Here is a 16700-nt window from a genome sequence, read left to right on the forward strand (position 1 = left end):
ACCCGCGCGGAGGCGGGCTTCCTTGGAACTAGCTGGTCGTCTCCAGCAGGATGCGGATGTAGGTATCCCTGTCTTCCTCCTGAAACAGGATGTGTTTCTTCTGCATCTCGCCCTTGGTGATGCCCCAAAGCTTGCTCATTTCATGCGAGGGCGTGTTCGAGACGATGAAGGACTCAAGCACAACATCAGGCTGCCCCAGTCGCTTCTCGATGTCCTTGACCGTTTCGTAGAAGCTGATCTTGGGATCCTGGAGGCCGACGTTGCGGATGCCTTTGGGGTCGACAAAGGTCACGCGCTGCCGTTTGCCTTCGAGCTGCCAGATGATGAAGTCCGGGTGGAAGTTTCCGGCCTCGAAGAAGCCGACGCCACGGCCCTTGCTGAGGTTGCGCAGCAGGTAGAGTTCCTGTTCCGCAAAATAGCCGGGGTTGGCGTCGTGGAACGCCTTCAGGTCCTCGATGAACCGGCGCTCGCCCTTGTTGAGAGGCGCGGGTGAGATCTCGACTGCACTGCCGTCCAGGAACAGCAACGGCTGGTAGAGGTGTCGCCCGAACCAGATCGCCTTGAGGCCCCGGAACTCCCAGTCCTTCAGATTCTCCTGTTCGATGGCCTCTTTCAGCTCTTTCAGTTTTGCGACGATTTCCTGCTGCGATTCCTCGATCAGGATCCGGTAACCGTATTCGGCGCCATCCTCGTTCAGCATGGATGGGAAGTTGGGATCGTCCTCGGCGAGGTCGCGGTACTCCAGGTGTGGCAGTTCCCACTCTTTCTTGCGGAAGGTGTAGTAGCGCTCCACGTACTTGCGCAGCAGGGCCTGGGCAATTTCCTGCCAAATGCGCGTTTTCGCGAATGAGTCGAAGGCCAGCTCCGATGCAGGGATGAGCAGTCGGTACCAGCTGGTGTCCACCAGCAATGCAGCGATGCCGGAACGGGGCAGGTTGAGGTTGTGCCAGCCACGCTCGGCCTTGAAACGTTCGAGGTCGAAGTACAGCTGGTCGAGGTCCAGGAAGGCGATGTGCTGCCCCGTCAAGTGCGCCTCATTGGGGGCGCCTTCATCCTCGCTGCCCGATACCCCGTCGGACTTCAGGGCCTGGATCTTCGGGTACCAGTTCAGCACCACCTGGTTCTTCTGCAGGTAGGCCGTGGTGGGCTCAAGGTCGGGGCGCGGGGGCTGGAGGGTCGGAACCGGCCCCAACTTGCGGAAGGCGTCGCCAAACTCGGTCTTGATGCCGTTGATCTCCTTCTTGAGGCGGATCGTCTTGAGCGGCTTCGTGCCCAGGTTCCGGATGACCGGCAGGATGAATTCGATGCGTTCTTCGTTGGCGGGTAATCCTTCATCTTCCAGGAACTTCCGGAACTGTTCCATGTAGTCGGCACGGACACCGAAGATGTGCAGCGTTTCGAGCAGGTCGATGTGCCTAGGCCGCTTCAGCCCCGTGGGGAGGGTCGCTCGCACGCTGCGCTTGAGGCTCATGCCGTAACCCTTCAACCGCACGCCGCGGCCGAAGAGCTGGATGATCTGCGCGCCCTCGCTGCGCCCAACGTTCATCAGCCCCATGGTGCTCACGCGCCAGCTGCTCCATCCCTCGGTGAACTTTTTTGAACCAATGAGCACGTTGATGGCGGAGTGCGGCTTGTCCAGCTCGTGGAACAACGAGCCGGAGAATTCCCGTTCGGCGACATGCAAGCCGCTGGTTTCGCACAGCTTCACCAGCTTGGCGTCGTCACCGACGTTGATGACGCCAAAGAACGCGTTGTCGCCCACGCGCACGCCGATTTCGCCGGCGGCGCCCTTCAGGTTCTCGACGTGCAGCAGGCCGCCTGCGGGAGCGTTGAACAGGGTCGCCAGTGTTTCGTCGAAGATCTGCTCCGGCGACAGACCGCAGGTGTTCAGGTAGGCGAAACGGCCCGCGAACAGGTTCTTGCCGGTGGCCGTCAGCAACCCTTCGTTCAGCACGCGCCGGATGCGCTCGGTGCTGTCCTTGCGATTCGCCACGTAGGTGGCCAGGAACTTCAGGATGGCCACCACGTCCGACACATCCTTTTTGTCCTCCTTGCGCACGGCGTTGACGCTGCCGCCCACGAAGACCCACAACGGCTTTTCGATGTTGAACGGGCGCAGGCTCGCTTCCTGTTCCCGGTACAGCCGCTGCTGCTGGAAGAACGACAGCAGGCAGGCGGTGAGGTAGGTCCTCATCCATTCCTCGTTGCGGTCGTCCTCCAGGTTGAGGATGTGGTAGTCCTTGCCGAAACCGTCGCCGTAGAACCAGCGATAGGAATAGTCGAACAGCGTGCTGCGCGCGTAGAGGTCGGTCAGGTCCCGGTTACCGGCCACGGCCTGGCCGAAGGTGGCGGAATATTCGAACGAGAAGCCCTTTTCACACAGCGCGTTGCGGAACTTCATCCAGGCCCCGTCGCCGCCTGCCGAAGCACCGCGGTGCCCTTCATCGACGAGGACAAGGTTGTTGCCCTCGAAGGCATCCACCGCCACTGTCTTCTCGCCCATCTCCTCCTTCAGCTTGGTGACCTCCAGGATTTCCACCGCACGGCCGGCGAACAGGCCGCGTCCGTCCTTGTTGAAGATCTCCGCCTCGATGCCCGACTTCTGGAACTCGCGCAGGTGCTGCTGCGACAGCCCTTCGTTGGGCGTGAGCAGGATGATCCGGTTCAGCTCGCGCGAAAGACCATGTGTTTCCAGAAACCTCTGGTACTGGAGGATGTTGGCATGCATGAGCAGCGTCTTGCCGCTGCCGGTGGCCATCCAGAAGGCGATCTTGTTGAGCTGGAGGCGAGGGTCCTCGGACTCCTCCAGTGCCGCGATCCGGTCCGCTTCCGGGAGCGTCTCGTTCAGCGCCGCAATGCGCGCGTTGAGCGCCTGCCGCAGGCCGGCGGGGTCGCGGAAGTAGCGGTCGAGGTAGATCTCCGTGAACAGCAGCGCCAGGTACTGGAAGTACTTCCAGACGATCGGCTCTTCGCCCCGGGTGATGCGCCGGTCGTTGAGGCGCTGCGTGACCGAAACGATGGCCTGGTCGTACTCCAGCAGCTGCTCGTCCGTCAGCTCCGGCCTGTTCTCCGGGGGCAGGTGCAGGCACAGGGCGTGGTGGAAGCGGTGGATGTTGTCCGCGTCCAGTCCTTCCAGCGACTCGTCTTTCAAGTGAGCGGCGAGTTGGTCGAAGCGCTCGACACCGAACAGACCGAGCAGCCACTGGTTGAGGGCGAGCTTGCGGTTGAACGGCAACGACGCGCGGGCCGCGGCGGCCCGGCCGCGCGCAGCCGCCCTGGGCGAAGCTGCATCGTTCTTGCGAGGACGTCCGCGCGGCATCACACGCCCTCCATTTCGAACATCAGGCGGAAGAAGTCCTCCTCGATCAGACGCACCTTCCAGGTGTCATCCGGGGCCTTGAGGTTTTCCAGGTTGTTGTCACCGTTCACGTAGATCAGGTCGAACTCGCTGTCCTTGCTGGAGTAGCCCTGCTTGCGGAACCACTCGTCCAGCACCAGGTTGTCGCGTTCGATGCCTTCCGGGGCCTCGCCGCCCGGGCGCTTGCGCCAGATGACGAGCGTGCGGCGGCCGTCCGGCGTGGTGCCGGTCACGGTGCGGAACCACCACGGGCCTTCCGGCTCCTCCTTCAGGCGGCCGTCCAGCAGCAGTCGGCGCGGCGCATCCGCCGGCAGGTCCGGATCGTCGTCGCGGCGGAACGCGGCGCTGTAGGTGCGCGGCGCGGCGATGTGGTCCACCTTCAGGCCGATCAGCCAGTTGAAGGTCTCCAGCAGGTCGACATTCACCTCGCGGGACTCGTCCGAACCCGGGCGCTTGACCTTCAGCTTGTAGGCCGTGGGGTCCATGAAGGCGGACACGTTCAGCAGCGACTGGCTGCCGCGCGTTTCCACGTCCAGCATGTAGCGCAGCAGGTACTGCTCCCGGAAACCGTCCGCCCCCTGGGCCTGCGGGCTGTCGAGCAGGCTTTGCTGCGCCTCGGTGCGGCGCAGTTCCAGGTTGTTCAGCGTGTCCTCGTAGGACTCGAGGCGGATCACCTTCATGATCCGCGGGCTGCGCTCGGCCTCCTCAGCGGTGGCGAGCCGCTTGGGCTTACCGTCCTTCCACTCGGGGGTGTAAGAGACCTTCTTCTGGCGAGGAAGGAGAACTGTGTCGAAATGCTCTCCCTGTTCAACAAGGACGTATTTTCTGTTTCCTCCATCTTTGCGGTTCAGGCTGATTACTGCGTGACCAGTGGTTCCGGAACCCGCAAAGAAGTCAAGCACGCAGCCAGTCGAGGTCACGCTAGACCCAATGAGGTGCTCATATAGGGATACTGGGTGGCAATACGGAAACTCCAGTCCCAACTTGTCTACATCATTTTTACCCCGCCCGGCCTCTTGAAGAACGGACGACATCTGTCGTCTTGATTCCTCTGTCAGGAACAGCTTTCGCCTTGGTTGTGTCGTTTCATCCGGGCCAAAAAGGATCATGTTGGCCTTAATCAATTCCTGCATGGTTTCGGGTGACCGTGACCATCCGTTAGGAGGAACCGGGCATGGCTTCTTGGTTACCGGATGAATTAGAGGGACAAAGAACTTTGGGTCCGTGCGTGGTTCTGGAGCCGCCAGCCCTGCGCTCTGGTAAACGCGCCCGTCATCGTCTAAGAAGCAATAAGCCCGTTCGCCTCCTGTAAGGCCATCTACGCTCTTAATCCAGCTCGAAAACTCCCTCTTGGCCTTCTCAGTGACGCCTTCGTGCGTTGCGATGATCTCCTTAGCGCGATCAAGGATCATGCGTTGAGCGTCGTTTCGCACATAGACCGATGCTACAGATTTTGAGCACCACAGGACATATTCGTGCTGAGTTGCAATTCCTTGGCGACCCAGCATTGGATTCTTCTTGTCCCAAATGATGGTGCCAAGAATGTTTAGGTCCAGAGCGTTACAGAGCACTGCGAGGCGCTCATATTCGTTCTCGTCTATATGGCAATGCAAGTGCCCTGGGTCGCCAAGAAGAGACCAACCCATCAGCAGGCGGTCTCCCATCATTGTGAGCCAGCTCGAATGCTGATAATTGTTCTTGTAAGGAAAGCCGCTCGTTAACGTGTTGTAGGGTGGGTCGATGTGTATACAGTCAATAGACTCGTGATAACGATGACGAAGAAGATTGAGACAGTGGAAATTCTCGCTATGAACCAGCAGACCATCCATCCATTGGTCAAGATTGCTGAGGCTGTCTAGCAGACGTGAAGTGAGGCTGTCATCAAAATATCGCGTGTCGACTATCAGCGTCGGATGCGCCTTTAGAAACTCCACCGTCAGCGGTGCGCTGTAGCCGGGAGTGGTCAGGTCGCCCTTGATCTCATCGATGGCGCACAACCGCACCCATTCCTCACGCTGTGCGTCGTTAGCGGCGATCTCCGGATAGAACTCCTCCGGAATCACACCCAGCCGGATGCAGTAGCTGGTCTCGACGACGAACTTCTTCTTCAGCCACAGCTTCTTCTGGAAGTCCTCCAGCTGCGCCAGGAAGTCGATGATCTTGTGGGCGATGCGGCGGATGACCTTGATCTTGGACAGGTACTGCTCGACGCGCGGGGCGGTTTCGCTTTCCACGTCGTCCAGGTGCATGACCTCGTTCTTGATGTAGAAGTCCAGCTCGCGTCGCAGGAAGCCGCCCAGGTCCTTGTGGATGAAGTAGTCGAAGGTGTTGCGGGCGGTGTAGCGGTCTAGGTGCACGCGCAGGCGGGTGTTCTCCGAGGCCGTGCCGTCGGCGCGCACATGCCGCCCGCCCAGGGCCTTGATCCAGTCGGCCAGCGCCGGGTCGTCGAGGGCCAGGATCGCGGCCTCGGCCTCGGCGTTCAGGTCCTTCTGCTTTTCCGTCTCGGGCTTGTAGGTGAAGCGGATCACCAGCTCGCCGTCCTCGATGGCCGCAAAGGGCGCCGGGGCGAGCCGGAAGCGGCGCTCCTTGCCGGCCTGTTCCTTGACGTTGCCGTGCTCGCCCTCGGCGGCGTCCGCCAGCTTGAAGTGGACGCGCATCGGGTTCGCTTCATCTTCCGGGCGCAGGCGGAAGGCGTAGTCGCGGAAGCTTTCGCTGGTCTTGATGTAGTACTGGTCCGCGTTGGCCCAGTGGAGCTTGACCTCCTCGCCTTCGTAGGGGATGGCGTAGACGCCGGGCTTGTAGACGCGCTTGCTGAGGAAGTCGCCCTCCGAGTAGTAGCGGCGAAAGAAACTGTAGAGGTGGTCGTAGACCTCGGCTTCCAGCGCCCCGGTGTCCACGGCTTCGCTGGCCAGGCGGGCGTGCAGGTCCTTGACCTTCTGCGTGCTTTCCGGATCGACGCCCAGGGCCTGGGCGGCTTCGATGGCCTTGGCCAGTTCCTTCTCCAGTTCGGCCTTGTCGGCGGTGCGGTACTGGGCGAACGCCTGCTTCACCTGCGGCAGCAGGTCCTTGTCCAGGAACTGCGTCACCTCCGCGCTGCGTGCGTGCAGGATGCGGTAGATGCCGAAGTCCAGCTCCGGCTGGTCGAGCTGGAACAGTTCCTTGAGCAGGGTTTTCAGCTTTTCGTATTTCTGGCTCATTGCGTGGTGGTCCTGTTGAATCGTTGGTGGGCGCGTCGCTTCGTCAGACGACGGCCCAGCGAATGGTGAAAAGGGTTTCTGCTTGCGTGCGCTGCACGAGCCGCTGTTCCAGCTGGTCGATCAGCTGGTCGCGCTTTTCCATGATCTCGTCCTCGATGCGGAAGATCTCCTGCCGCTGGCGGCGCTGCTGCCGTTCCAGTTTCTGGAGCTTCTCCTGGATCGCGTGCTGCTCGGCCAGCGTGGTGGCCTGGCGGGCCTGCCGGCGCAGGGCCTTGATCTGTTCCTTGGTGTCGGCCAGCGCCTTTTCGGCGGAAAGCACCATGTCGTCGGCCCAGCGCTCCAGCTTCTCCCGCGCCTCGTGGAAATAACGGTTGTTCTGTTCCAGCGAGCGGCTGAGGGTGGCCTGGGCATGGCGCTCGCTCTCCGCAGCCAGACGCCGGGAAACCGTGTCAGGGATCGTTGCGGTGCCCGCGACGCAGCCGCCGCACTGGAACAGCTTCTCCATGGTTTCCGGGTCCAGCGCAGCCCCGGCGTCGGTAAAGCCGGAGAACAGCAGGTGCTCCTCCCGTTCGTAGGACGCGATGGTCAGGCGGGTGAGCGTCAGGTAGCCGCGCTGGCCGCGCAGGGCTTCGACGACGGCGATACGGGTCGGGTGGCGGCTGATGTCGAAGAGGATCTCGGCGGCAGGTGTATCGGCATCCCGCGCCTGGGCGAGCACATGCTCGCCCAGGGGGTGCGAGAGCCGGTAGAGGAACTGGCCGGCAGCTTCCGTCTGCGGGTGGACGCGGGAGATCAGGTGGTAGCGGCCGGCGGGGATGTCCTTGCGGGGCGGGCTGACCAGGTCGAAGGTGAAGGCGATGTCGTCGAAGCGCGCCTGGTCGGCCAGCACGTGGCGCGTGAGCGACCAGAAGCGCCGGCCGACCCGGTCCAGCTGGGCCTGGGCATCCGCGAGCCGGATGCGCAACCGTTCGTGCACGTCCTCGTCGAAGTGCTCGAACAGCGCCCGTCGGGTGTCTTCCAGCCGCGAGCGGATCTGTTCTTCCATCTCCGCCTGCAGGGCCTTGAAGGCAGCGTCGATCTCCGCGGGGGTCCGGCACGCCTGGTAGATCGCCAGGATGCGCTTTTCGAAATCCACGCCGGACTCGATGGTGCCCAGCACCTCGTCGGAGGCGCCGAACACGCCGCTGAACAGGTTGAACTTCTGCTCCAGCAGCTCCAGCACGCGGCGGTCGGCCTCGTTGCGCTCGTTGAGGAAGTTGATGACCACCACGTCGTGCTTCTGGCCGTAGCGATGGCAGCGGCCGATGCGCTGTTCGATGCGCTGCGGGTTCCAGGGCAGGTCGTAGTTGATGACCAGCGAGCAGAACTGCAGGTTCAGGCCTTCCGCTGCCGCCTCGGTGGCGATCAGAATGGAGGCGTGGTCGCGGAAGTGCTCGAGCAGTGCCGTGCGCATGTTGACCGCGCGGGAGCCGGTGACCTTGTCCGAGCCCCGGTTGCGCTCGAGCCAGCGCTCGTAGATGGCGGTTTCCTCGGGGCCGTTGTTGCTTCCGTTGAAGAGGACAAGCTGGCCGGCGTAGCCGTTGGCCTCGAGGAACTGCTTCAGGTACTCCTGCGTTCGCCGGGATTCGGTGAAGATGACGGCCTTGCGCGCGGCACCGACCGCTGCCATCTGCTCGAACCCTGTTTCCAACGCCTTGAGCAGCGTGCGGCTCTTGGTGTCGACGCGGATGCTGCGGGCTTCCTCGGCAAGGCGTGCGAGGATGGCGATCTCTTCCCGCAGTTTCTGGCGGTCGACCGGTGCATCGGTATCCCCGCCTGGGATCGTGTCCTCGCCCTCGCCGAGGATCTCGTCGAGCAGGTCGGTTTCCAGCTCTTCGTTCTCGGCCAGGAGCTCGGCCAGGTCCACTGTGTCGTCGGTGCCCGAAATGCGCTCGTCGAGCATCGCCTGCAACCGCTGGCGCAGGATGTCCAGGGTGGCGGCAACGGCGGCCGAGGACGATGCGAGCAGCTTGCGCAGGATCAGCGCCGTCAGGTGACGCTGGCGGCGGGGCAGGGCATAGCTGTCTTCGCGCCGCAGGAACTCGGACACCTTTTCGTAGAGGGCGTGCTCCTCGTCGGTGGGACGGAAGGGCCGGGTGACCGGCTTGCGCTCGGTGTAACGGATGTACTCCGTGACCTGGTTGCGCAGGGTCCGCTTGCAGAATGTCGAAAGCCGCTGGCGCAGGGCGCCCAGGTCGCTGCCGGCGCCCGCATACTGCGCGCGGAAGGCATCGACATCGCCGAAGAGGTGCTCGTCGATCAGGGTTGACAGGCCATACAGTTCCAGCAGCGAGTTCTGCAGGGGTGTGGCCGTCAGCAGCAGCTTGCGGCAGTCCTCCGTGGCCCAGCGGATGCCCTGGCCCACCTTGTTGCTCGGGCGGTAGGCATTGCGCAGCTTGTGCGCCTCATCGATGACGACGAGGTCCCACCGGATGGCCCGCAGTTCGTCCCGGATCGAATGGGCGAAGTTGTAGGACAGGATCAGGATGGCGCCCTGCTCCAGCGGGTTGCGGGCTTCCCGGCGGGCCTGCCTGTATGCCCTGGCGTCCAGGACGACCGTGGGCAGGTTGAACTTCTCCTGCAGCTCCAAGGCCCATTGCTTGCGCAGCGACGCGGGGCAGAGGACCAGGAGCCGGCGCCGGCGCTCGGCCCAGTACTGGCACAGTACGATGCCGGCCTCGATGGTTTTCCCGAGGCCGACTTCGTCGGCGAGGATCACCCCCTTGGAGAGGGGGTTCTGGAGCGCGAACAGCGCCGCCTCGATCTGGTGGGGGTTGAGATCCACCGAGGCATCAAAGAGTGCCATGGAGAGGCGATCCATGCCCGAGGCCGCCCGACGGGTCAGGTCGTGGGCATAGTACTTGGCGTGGTGCGGGGTCAGGGAGATGACATCAGGCGACACCATCGAGCACCTCCCTGTTCAACAGCACGATCTGCTGGTCCGCCGGGTTCCGGGTGGACGGGTCAGTGTCCAGCCCGAGACGCTTGAGCGTGTAGTAGAGCAGGGCCTTGCGGACGGTGACCTTGCACTTGCCGTTGCGCATGCCGTAGTCCAGCGCGATGACCTTCTTTTGCGCATCTGATAGCCCCGGGTGCGGGCCGATTTCCAGCGTGATGTGCGTGTGCCAGTCGGCATCCTGGCCGGGGTCCGCGTCACTGGGGCGGCTGTCCCGGATGCCGAGGATGCGCGCCAGCAGGAAGTCCTTGAAGCAGCCGTCGGTGAAGCAGTACGCCCGGGCATGCCAGCGGAAACCGTCGAAGGCAATGGCGTGCGGTGCGATCCAGCGCCAGCGCGGGGCGGGGTTGGAAAGAGACTGGTACTCGACCTCAAGCGCCTGCCCGGTACGGATCGCTTCGATGACGCGGCGCAGCGTGTGGGCATCGATGCCGCGCACGGGGCTGGGAACTGTGTCGAAGTCCGGCAGCTGGCCGATCCAGGTTTCCTCCTGCGTGACGATGCCGTCGGAGATCGACCGCAGCTGGGACAGGTAGCTGGCCGGGTCCGGTTTCAGAAACAGGGGCTCGAAGCGGTCGCCCCGGACGTAGGTGCGGGCGCTCTTGTCGTAGAGCATGTTGCCCGGCGCCATGCCGAGGTAGCGGTTCAGGTCGGCGGAGGCCTGGTTGATCGAGATGCCGAAGGCGGCCATCAGGTCGCCGCGGTTGACATGGCCTTCCCAGAACAGCCGGAACTCAATGAATTCGAGCCGGCGTTCAATGCCCCACCGAACGCTGCCTTGCTTTGCCCCCACCTTTGCCCCCAGTGACCCGCATCGAAATTGTATTCGACCATTTTCTGGTTGGTTTTTAAAGGAGGAGGGGGCTGGCGGGGGCAGCGCCGCAAGGGGGAGGGCGGAGGTCCAGTCAGCAGGTTATGGTGTTTCTCTCGGCGTGCGGAGCTTGGTTTCGTTGTAACACCTTGATTTATAAGGACATGAACTCATTTTTGATAATCGAGCGGGAAAGAGCCGCGCGGTTCCGCCACAAAACAAGAAGCCCGTATTGTTGCGGGCTTTTTGTTGTCTTCTGCGGCACTGCCTGGCAGCGCCAGACAGTGGTGTTTCGCACGGTAGCCCTGGGGTGTGCCCTGCATTCGCCTGAATGCTGTTGCGTGGGTGTCGATGCAATACGGCTCGGGGATACACCCTAGCCAGCACAGGTCGTTTCCATGCCACAGGATTGGGCTCCGAGCATCGCCCGGGCTGCCGAGGTGCCGGCTCGGGCGCAGCCACCCACCTGGGGGTGGGTGATCGCTTTTCGGGGGATGCGCTCAGCTCCACCGACGACGATCGGGTCGCCAGACTGGCCAATGACACATGGGGCTTTCTTCCATATAGATGGCTGGCCGTACTGAACGGATTCTCCCGCAGGAACAGACCGATGAAACGACAGCTTCACGCCCTTGGTGGCACCTTGTTGGCAGCGCTTGTCAGCACCGCGCAGGCAGCGGATTTTTCCCTGAGCAGTCCCACCTTTCAGGCGGACCAGCCCCTGCCCAATCTCCATGTCTTCAACGGCTTCGGTTGCAGCGGTGAAAACCGCTCGCCGGCCCTGGAGTGGCAGAACCCGCCCGAGGGCACCAAGAGCTTCGCGGTGACTCTGTACGACCCGGATGCGCCCACCGGTTCGGGCTGGTGGCACTGGGTGGTCTACAACATTCCCGGGGATGTGCAGGGCCTGCCAGAAGGTGCCGGCAGTGCCGATGGTCAGGGCTTGCCGGCGGGCGCCGTGCAGGGGCGCACCGACTTCGGGGGGCCGGGCTTTGGTGGCGCTTGTCCGCCGGTGGGGGCGCCGGCCCACCGCTACATCATGACCGTGCATGCGCTGAAACTGGAGCAGCTTCCCGTTCCGGCCGATGCCTCCCCCGCCATGATCGGCTACATGATCCACATGAACCGGCTGGGTTCGGCCACGCTTCAGGCGAGTTACAGCCGCTGATCCAGAGGTGACCTGCCCTGAAAAAAGCCCGCAGCATGGCGGGCTTTTTCGTTGTGGCGCGCTGGGCCGGCCCAGGGACGTGATTCGCTCAGCCGGTCTTGGGCAGATGGCGCATCAGCATGGCGAAGCTGGCTTCGTCGCCCAGCTGCACCTGTTCCGGCAGTGGAATGCGCACTACGTGGCCGGAGCCCGGGGCAGCGGCCACGGCAATGCCGTCGCGGTTCTCGATGGCGTCCACGGCGAAGGAGATGTTGCCCCTGGGAGTGATCAGCTCCAGGGTGTCGCCGCGCTCGAAGCGGTTCTTCACCTCGATCTCCGCCCAGCCGCGGGCGCTGTCCACCGTCAGCACCTCGCCGACGAACTGCTGGTTGAGGTTGGTGGAGGTGCCCTGTTCGTAGTTCTGGTACTCCTGGGGCGTGTGGCGGCGATAGAAGCCCTCGGTGTAGCCGCGGTTGGCCAGGTGCTCCAGCTGGGCCATCAGTTCCTTCTCGTCGAAGGGCTCGCCGGCGGCGGCCAGGTCGATGGCCCGGCGGTAGACCTGGGCGGTGCGCGCCACGTAGTAGTGGGACTTGGTGCGGCCCTCGATCTTCAGCGAGTGCATGCCCATGGCCACCAGGCGCGGTACGTGCTGCACGGCGCGCAGGTCCTTGGAGTTCATGATGTAGGTGCCGTGCTCGTCCTCGAAGGCGGGCATCAGTTCGCCGGGGCGGTTCTGCTCCTCCAGGAGGAACACCGGGGTGTCGTCGCGCTGGCTGTCGTCCAGGCTGCCCTGGATATTGGGCAGGCGGTCCGGGGTGTAGGTCTGTACTGCACTCAAGGCCGGGTTGAGCGGTACCAGGTCGCCGGTCTCGGTTTCCCGCGCCGGGTGGGCGTTGTACTTCCAGCGGCAGGCGTTGGTGCAGGCCCCCTGGTTGGGGTCGCGGTGGTTCATGTAGCCGGACAGCAGGCAGCGCCCGGAGTAGGCGATGCACAGGGCGCCGTGGACGAACACCTCCAGTTCCATGTCCGGGCATTCCTCGCGGATTTCCGCCATCTCGTCCAGAGACAGTTCCCGGGAGAGGATCACCCGGCTGATCCCCTGGCGGCCCCAGAAGCGCACGGTGGCGTAGTTGACGGCGTTGGCCTGCACCGAGAGGTGGATGGGCATTTCCGGCCATCTTTCCCGAACCAGCATGATCAGGCCGGGATCGGACATGATCAGCGCGTCCGGCTGCATGTCGATCACCGCTTCCATGTCGCGCAGGTAGGTGCGCACCTTGTTGTTGTGCGGCGAGATATTGCTGGCCAGATAGAACTTCTTGCCCAGCCGGTGCGCCTCGGCGATGGCCTCGGCCATCACGTCCAGATGGTTGAACTCGTTGTTGCGCACCCGCAGGCTGTAGCGCGGCTGGCCGGCGTAGACGGCATCGGCACCATAGGCGAAGGCGAAGCGCATGCTTTTCGCCGTCCCGGCGGGGGACAGCAATTCGGGTTTGAAAGTGACAGGCATCCTGAACTCCCGCTTGCAGGGCGAGGTTGTGGTGAAGGGGCGGCATTCTACATCGTCGGATGCGGTTCGGCAGCGCGGCTCCCCATTGCACTCTGGTTAGGGGACAGCGCTGTCGCCGGGAATGGATCCCCACTAGTGCTGCGGCGATCTGTCGGCTCGCATCTGTTCGGGTTAGGTGAGAAAATCTCTCATCTATGCCGGTCGCCAGATGATATGGCTGAGCCGGCAGCTCATCTTTCAGCCTGGGAACTGCAGCGATGGCATTCACCCGAAGACAAGTGCTCGGCGGCCTGGTTGGCCTTGGTGTGGTCGGTCTTGGCGCCGGCGGTGTGCGCTACTGGCTGGGCCGTCCGGAGCGGGCCGTGACTCACGACTACGAGCTGATCGCCGCGCCTGTGGATCTGGAGTTGGTGCCCGGGCATGTGACTCCGGCCTGGGGCTACGGCGGGCAGGCGCCGGGGGTGGAGCTGCGCTGCCGTCAGGGCGACTGGCTGCGGGTGCGTTTCATCAACAAGCTGGACGAGCCCACCACCATCCACTGGCACGGCATCCGCCTGCCGTTGGAGATGGACGGGGTGCCCTACGTGTCGCAGCTGCCGGTGCAGCCCGGCGAATACTTCGATTACGTGTTCAAGACCGAGGATGCCGGCAACTTCTGGTATCACCCCCACGAGTCCAGCGCCAGCCAGCTGGGCCGCGGCTTGGTCGGCCCGCTGGTGGTGGAGGAGCGCGAGCCCAGCGGTTTCCGCCACGAGCTGTCGCTGAGCCTGAAGACCTGGCACGTGGACGAGCAGGGCGCCTTCACCCCCTTCATGGTGCCCCGCGAGGCGGCCCGGGAGGGCACCCGCGGGCGGCTGACCACGGTCAACGCCAGGCCCAATCCGACCCTGGAGCTGCCCGCCGGCCAGGTGGTGAGGCTGCGTCTGTTCAATCTGGACAACACCGTCACCTACCGCCTCAACCTGCCCGGCGCCGAGGCCCGTCTCTATGCCCTGGACGGCCATCCCATCGAGCCACGGCCGCTGGGCAAGGAATACTGGCTGGGCCCGGGGATGCGCATCGACCTGGCGGTTCGGGTGCCCGAGGCGGGGCGCGAGCTGCCCCTGCGCAACGGTCCGCTGCGCCTGGCAACCCTGAAGAGCGTGGCCACCGCCGAGGCACCTGGAGACTGGCCGGCACCTCTGCCGGCCAACCCGGTGGCCGAGCCGGATCTGTCCATCGCCGAGACCCTGAGCTTCCGTTTCGAGTGGGCGGCGACCCTGGTGGACAACCTGGCCCAGGGCGGCAGCTACAAGTACTGGCAGATCAACGGCCAGGCCTGGGACATCAACGACATCAGCTGCGCCGAGCGGCCGATCGCCACCCTGAAAAAGGGCGGCCACTACATCTTCGAGCTGCGCAACCTGGCCCAGTACCAGCACCCCATCCATCTGCACGGCATGGTCTTCAAGGTGCTCAGCTCGGACCGCCGGGAGATCATTCCGTACTTCACCGACACCTACCTGCTGGGCAAGAACGAGACCGCGCGGGTCGCCCTGGTGGCCGACAACCCGGGGGTGTGGATGTTCCACTGCCACGTCATCGACCATATGGAAACCGGCCTGATGGCGGCTATCGAGGTGGCCTAGCAGACGCCGCTGCGGTAGGGTTTACGCCCCTTTCGCAGTCGCAGTTTCCAGCCACGGGCAGGCCATGAGCAGAATCCGGATCATCGACCGCAGCCAGGACGAGCACTTCATGCGCGAGGCGCTGGCCCTGGCCCACGAGGGCGCCGCGCTCGGGGAGGTGCCGGTGGGCGCGGTGCTGGTGCAGGACGGCCGGGTGGTCGGCCGCGGCTTCAACTGCCCGATCTCGCGCCGCGACCCCAGCGCCCATGCCGAGATGGTGGCGATCCGCGCCGCCGCCGCGGCTCTGGACAACTACCGGCTGCCCGGCACCACCCTGTACGTGACCCTGGAGCCCTGCAGCATGTGCGCCGGACTGATCGTCCACGCGCGCATCCAGCGGGTGGTCTACGGCACCACCGAGCCCAAGGCCGGGGTGGCGGTCAGCCGCGGGCAGTTCTTCGCCCAGGAGTTCCTCAACCACCGGGTGCTGGTGGAGGGCGGGGTGCTGGCGGAGGAGTGCGGGGCCGTGCTGAGCGCCTTCTTCAAGGCGCGGCGCAGCAAGGCATAGCGCGGGGAGTCAGTTCTTCTCCTCGGCCGGCTTGCGCTTGTCGATGGCCGGGAGGTGCAGGCCGCTTTCGGCGATCTGGCCGCCTTCCAGCTGCGGCTGGGTGACCCAGGTGAGGATGTCGTAGTAGCGCCGCACGTTGCGTACGAAGTGCACGGTCTCGCCGCCGCGCGCGTAGCCGTAGCGGGTTTTGCGGTACCACTGTTTCTGCGCCAGGCGCGGCAGCATCTTGCTGACGTCCAGCCACTTGTTGGGGTTCAGGCCCTCGGCCTCGGCCAGCTTGCGGGCGTCGCTCAGATGGGCGATGCCGATGTTGTAGGCGGCCAGGGCGAACCAGGTGCGGTCCGGCTCCTCGATGTCCCCGCTGAGCCCGTCCTTGATCATGGCGAAGTACTTGCCGCCGCCGAAGATGCTCTGCCGGGGATCCAGGCGGTTGCTCACCCCCATGGCCTGGGCGGTGTCCTGGGTGAGCATCATCAGCCCGCGCACCCCGGTCTTCGACGTGGCCTCCGGCTGCCAGAGGGATTCCTGGTAGCCCATCGCGGCGAGCAGCCGCCAGTCGATGCCGGTCTGCCTGCCGGCCTCGCGGAAGTGCCGTTCGTAGCGCGGCAGGCGCTGCTGCAGGTGCCTGGCGAAGGTATAGGCGCCGACGTAGCCGAGTACGTCGACGTGGCCGTAGTAGCGTTCCTTGAGGCGCTGCAGGGTGCCGTTCTTCTCGGCGCGCCCGAGGAACTCGTCGACCGCCTCCAACAGGCTGGTGTCCTCGCCGCTAGGCACCGCCCAGCGCAGGCTGCGGGCGTCGCCGAAGTCGAAGGCCACCCGCACGTTGGGGAAGTACACCTGGTTCATGGCCAGCTCGTTGGAGTCCACCAGGGTCAGGTCAATCTGCCCCTCGTCGACCATGCGCAGCAGGTCGACCACCTCCACGGCGTCGGATTCCTCGAACTTCAGTTCGGGCAGGCGGGTCTGCACCTCGCGCAGCATTTCCGCGTGGCTGCTGCCCTTGAGTACCAGGATGCGCTGGCCGACCATGCCCTCCGGACTGGTTGGGCGGCGCTGGCCGTTGCGATGGATGACCTGCGGGGTGACTTCCAGATAGGGGGCGGAGAAGCGCGCCTGCTGCTGGCGCTGCGGGCTGGCCACCAGGCCGGCGGCGGCCAGCTCGGGACCGCCGGGCTGGTCCAGGCGGGCGAACAGGTCGTCGAGGTTGTCGGCAGTCTCGATCTTGAGCTCGACCCCCAGATCGTCAGCGAAGCGCTTGACCAGTTCGTACTCGAAGCCGGTTTCGCCGTTGCGGTCCTGGAAGTAGGTGGCCGGGCTATTGCGGGTGACCACGCGCAGCACCCCCTCCTTCTGTACCCGTTCGAGACTGGAGGGTTCGTCGACGCAGCCGGAGAACAGCAGAAGGATTCCGAGTGACAGCAGCCAGCACAGGGGGTGCTTGCGGAACACGGTCGGTCTGAGCATCGCTGAAGTATACGCAATGCCGCGACCGCTCCATATCTCGACA

At 64.2% G+C, this 16700-nt stretch carries 9 protein-coding genes; 3 read left to right on the plus strand and 6 right to left on the minus strand.

Annotated features, from left to right (window positions below; all coding sequences use genetic code 11):
- Positions 1 to 28: 28 nt before the first annotated feature.
- Genes H165_RS0102615 through H165_RS0102630 form a run of 4 tightly spaced genes read right to left on the minus strand, consistent with a single transcriptional unit; the run spans position 29 to position 10343 of the window.
- Positions 29 to 3319, minus strand: coding sequence for a DEAD/DEAH box helicase family protein (locus tag H165_RS0102615; protein WP_017937350.1), 3291 nt, complete (start codon positions 3317 to 3319; stop codon positions 29 to 31).
- Positions 3319 to 6555: a site-specific DNA-methyltransferase gene (locus tag H165_RS0102620; protein ID WP_017937351.1), complete on the minus strand. Its 3237-nt coding sequence runs from the start codon at positions 6553 to 6555 to the stop codon at positions 3319 to 3321. The genes H165_RS0102615 and H165_RS0102620 overlap by 1 nt, the downstream gene beginning before the upstream one ends.
- A gap of 43 nt (positions 6556 to 6598) precedes the next feature.
- Positions 6599 to 9499 (minus strand): SNF2-related protein, encoded by a 2901-nt coding sequence (locus H165_RS0102625; RefSeq protein WP_017937352.1) that lies wholly within the window; start codon positions 9497 to 9499, stop codon positions 6599 to 6601.
- The gene (locus H165_RS0102630) at positions 9486 to 10343 is read right to left on the minus strand and encodes a BrxR family helix-turn-helix transcriptional regulator (protein ID WP_017937353.1); all 858 of its coding nucleotides are present in this window, start codon (positions 10341 to 10343) and stop codon (positions 9486 to 9488) included. Before H165_RS0102630 ends, H165_RS0102625 begins: the two co-directional genes overlap by 14 nt.
- Before the next feature lie 628 nt (positions 10344 to 10971).
- Between H165_RS0102630 and H165_RS0102635 the strand changes: the two genes are divergently transcribed.
- Positions 10972 to 11529 (plus strand): YbhB/YbcL family Raf kinase inhibitor-like protein, encoded by a 558-nt coding sequence (locus H165_RS0102635; RefSeq protein WP_017937354.1) that lies wholly within the window; start codon positions 10972 to 10974, stop codon positions 11527 to 11529.
- Positions 11530 to 11617: 88 nt separating this feature from the next.
- Here the strand turns inward: H165_RS0102635 and trhP are convergent, their stop codons facing one another.
- Entirely contained in the window at positions 11618 to 13018 is a 1401-nt protein-coding gene (gene trhP, locus H165_RS0102640) for a prephenate-dependent tRNA uridine(34) hydroxylase TrhP (protein WP_040640567.1), read from the minus strand.
- A 257-nt stretch (positions 13019 to 13275) separates the two neighbouring features.
- On the opposite strand from trhP, the gene H165_RS0102645 reads away from it, so the two are divergent.
- Together H165_RS0102645 and tadA are read left to right on the plus strand one after the other, a co-directional pair.
- On the plus strand, positions 13276 to 14646 hold the full coding sequence (locus H165_RS0102645; RefSeq protein ID WP_026146310.1) for a multicopper oxidase family protein: 1371 nt from the start codon (positions 13276 to 13278) through the stop codon (positions 14644 to 14646).
- Positions 14647 to 14710: 64 nt separating this feature from the next.
- A complete protein-coding gene (gene tadA / locus H165_RS0102650; protein WP_017937357.1) occupies positions 14711 to 15193 on the plus strand; it encodes a tRNA adenosine(34) deaminase TadA in 483 nt (160 codons plus the stop codon).
- A 9-nt stretch (positions 15194 to 15202) separates the two neighbouring features.
- Here the strand turns inward: tadA and mltF are convergent, their stop codons facing one another.
- Complete coding sequence (mltF, locus tag H165_RS0102655; RefSeq protein ID WP_017937358.1) at positions 15203 to 16657, minus strand: membrane-bound lytic murein transglycosylase MltF; 1455 nt, start codon at positions 16655 to 16657, stop codon at positions 15203 to 15205.
- Positions 16658 to 16700: the final 43 nt, after the last annotated feature.

Origin of the sequence: Pseudomonas thermotolerans DSM 14292 (assembly GCF_000364625.1) — a bacterium.
GTDB lineage: Bacteria > Pseudomonadota > Gammaproteobacteria > Pseudomonadales > Pseudomonadaceae > Aquipseudomonas > Aquipseudomonas thermotolerans.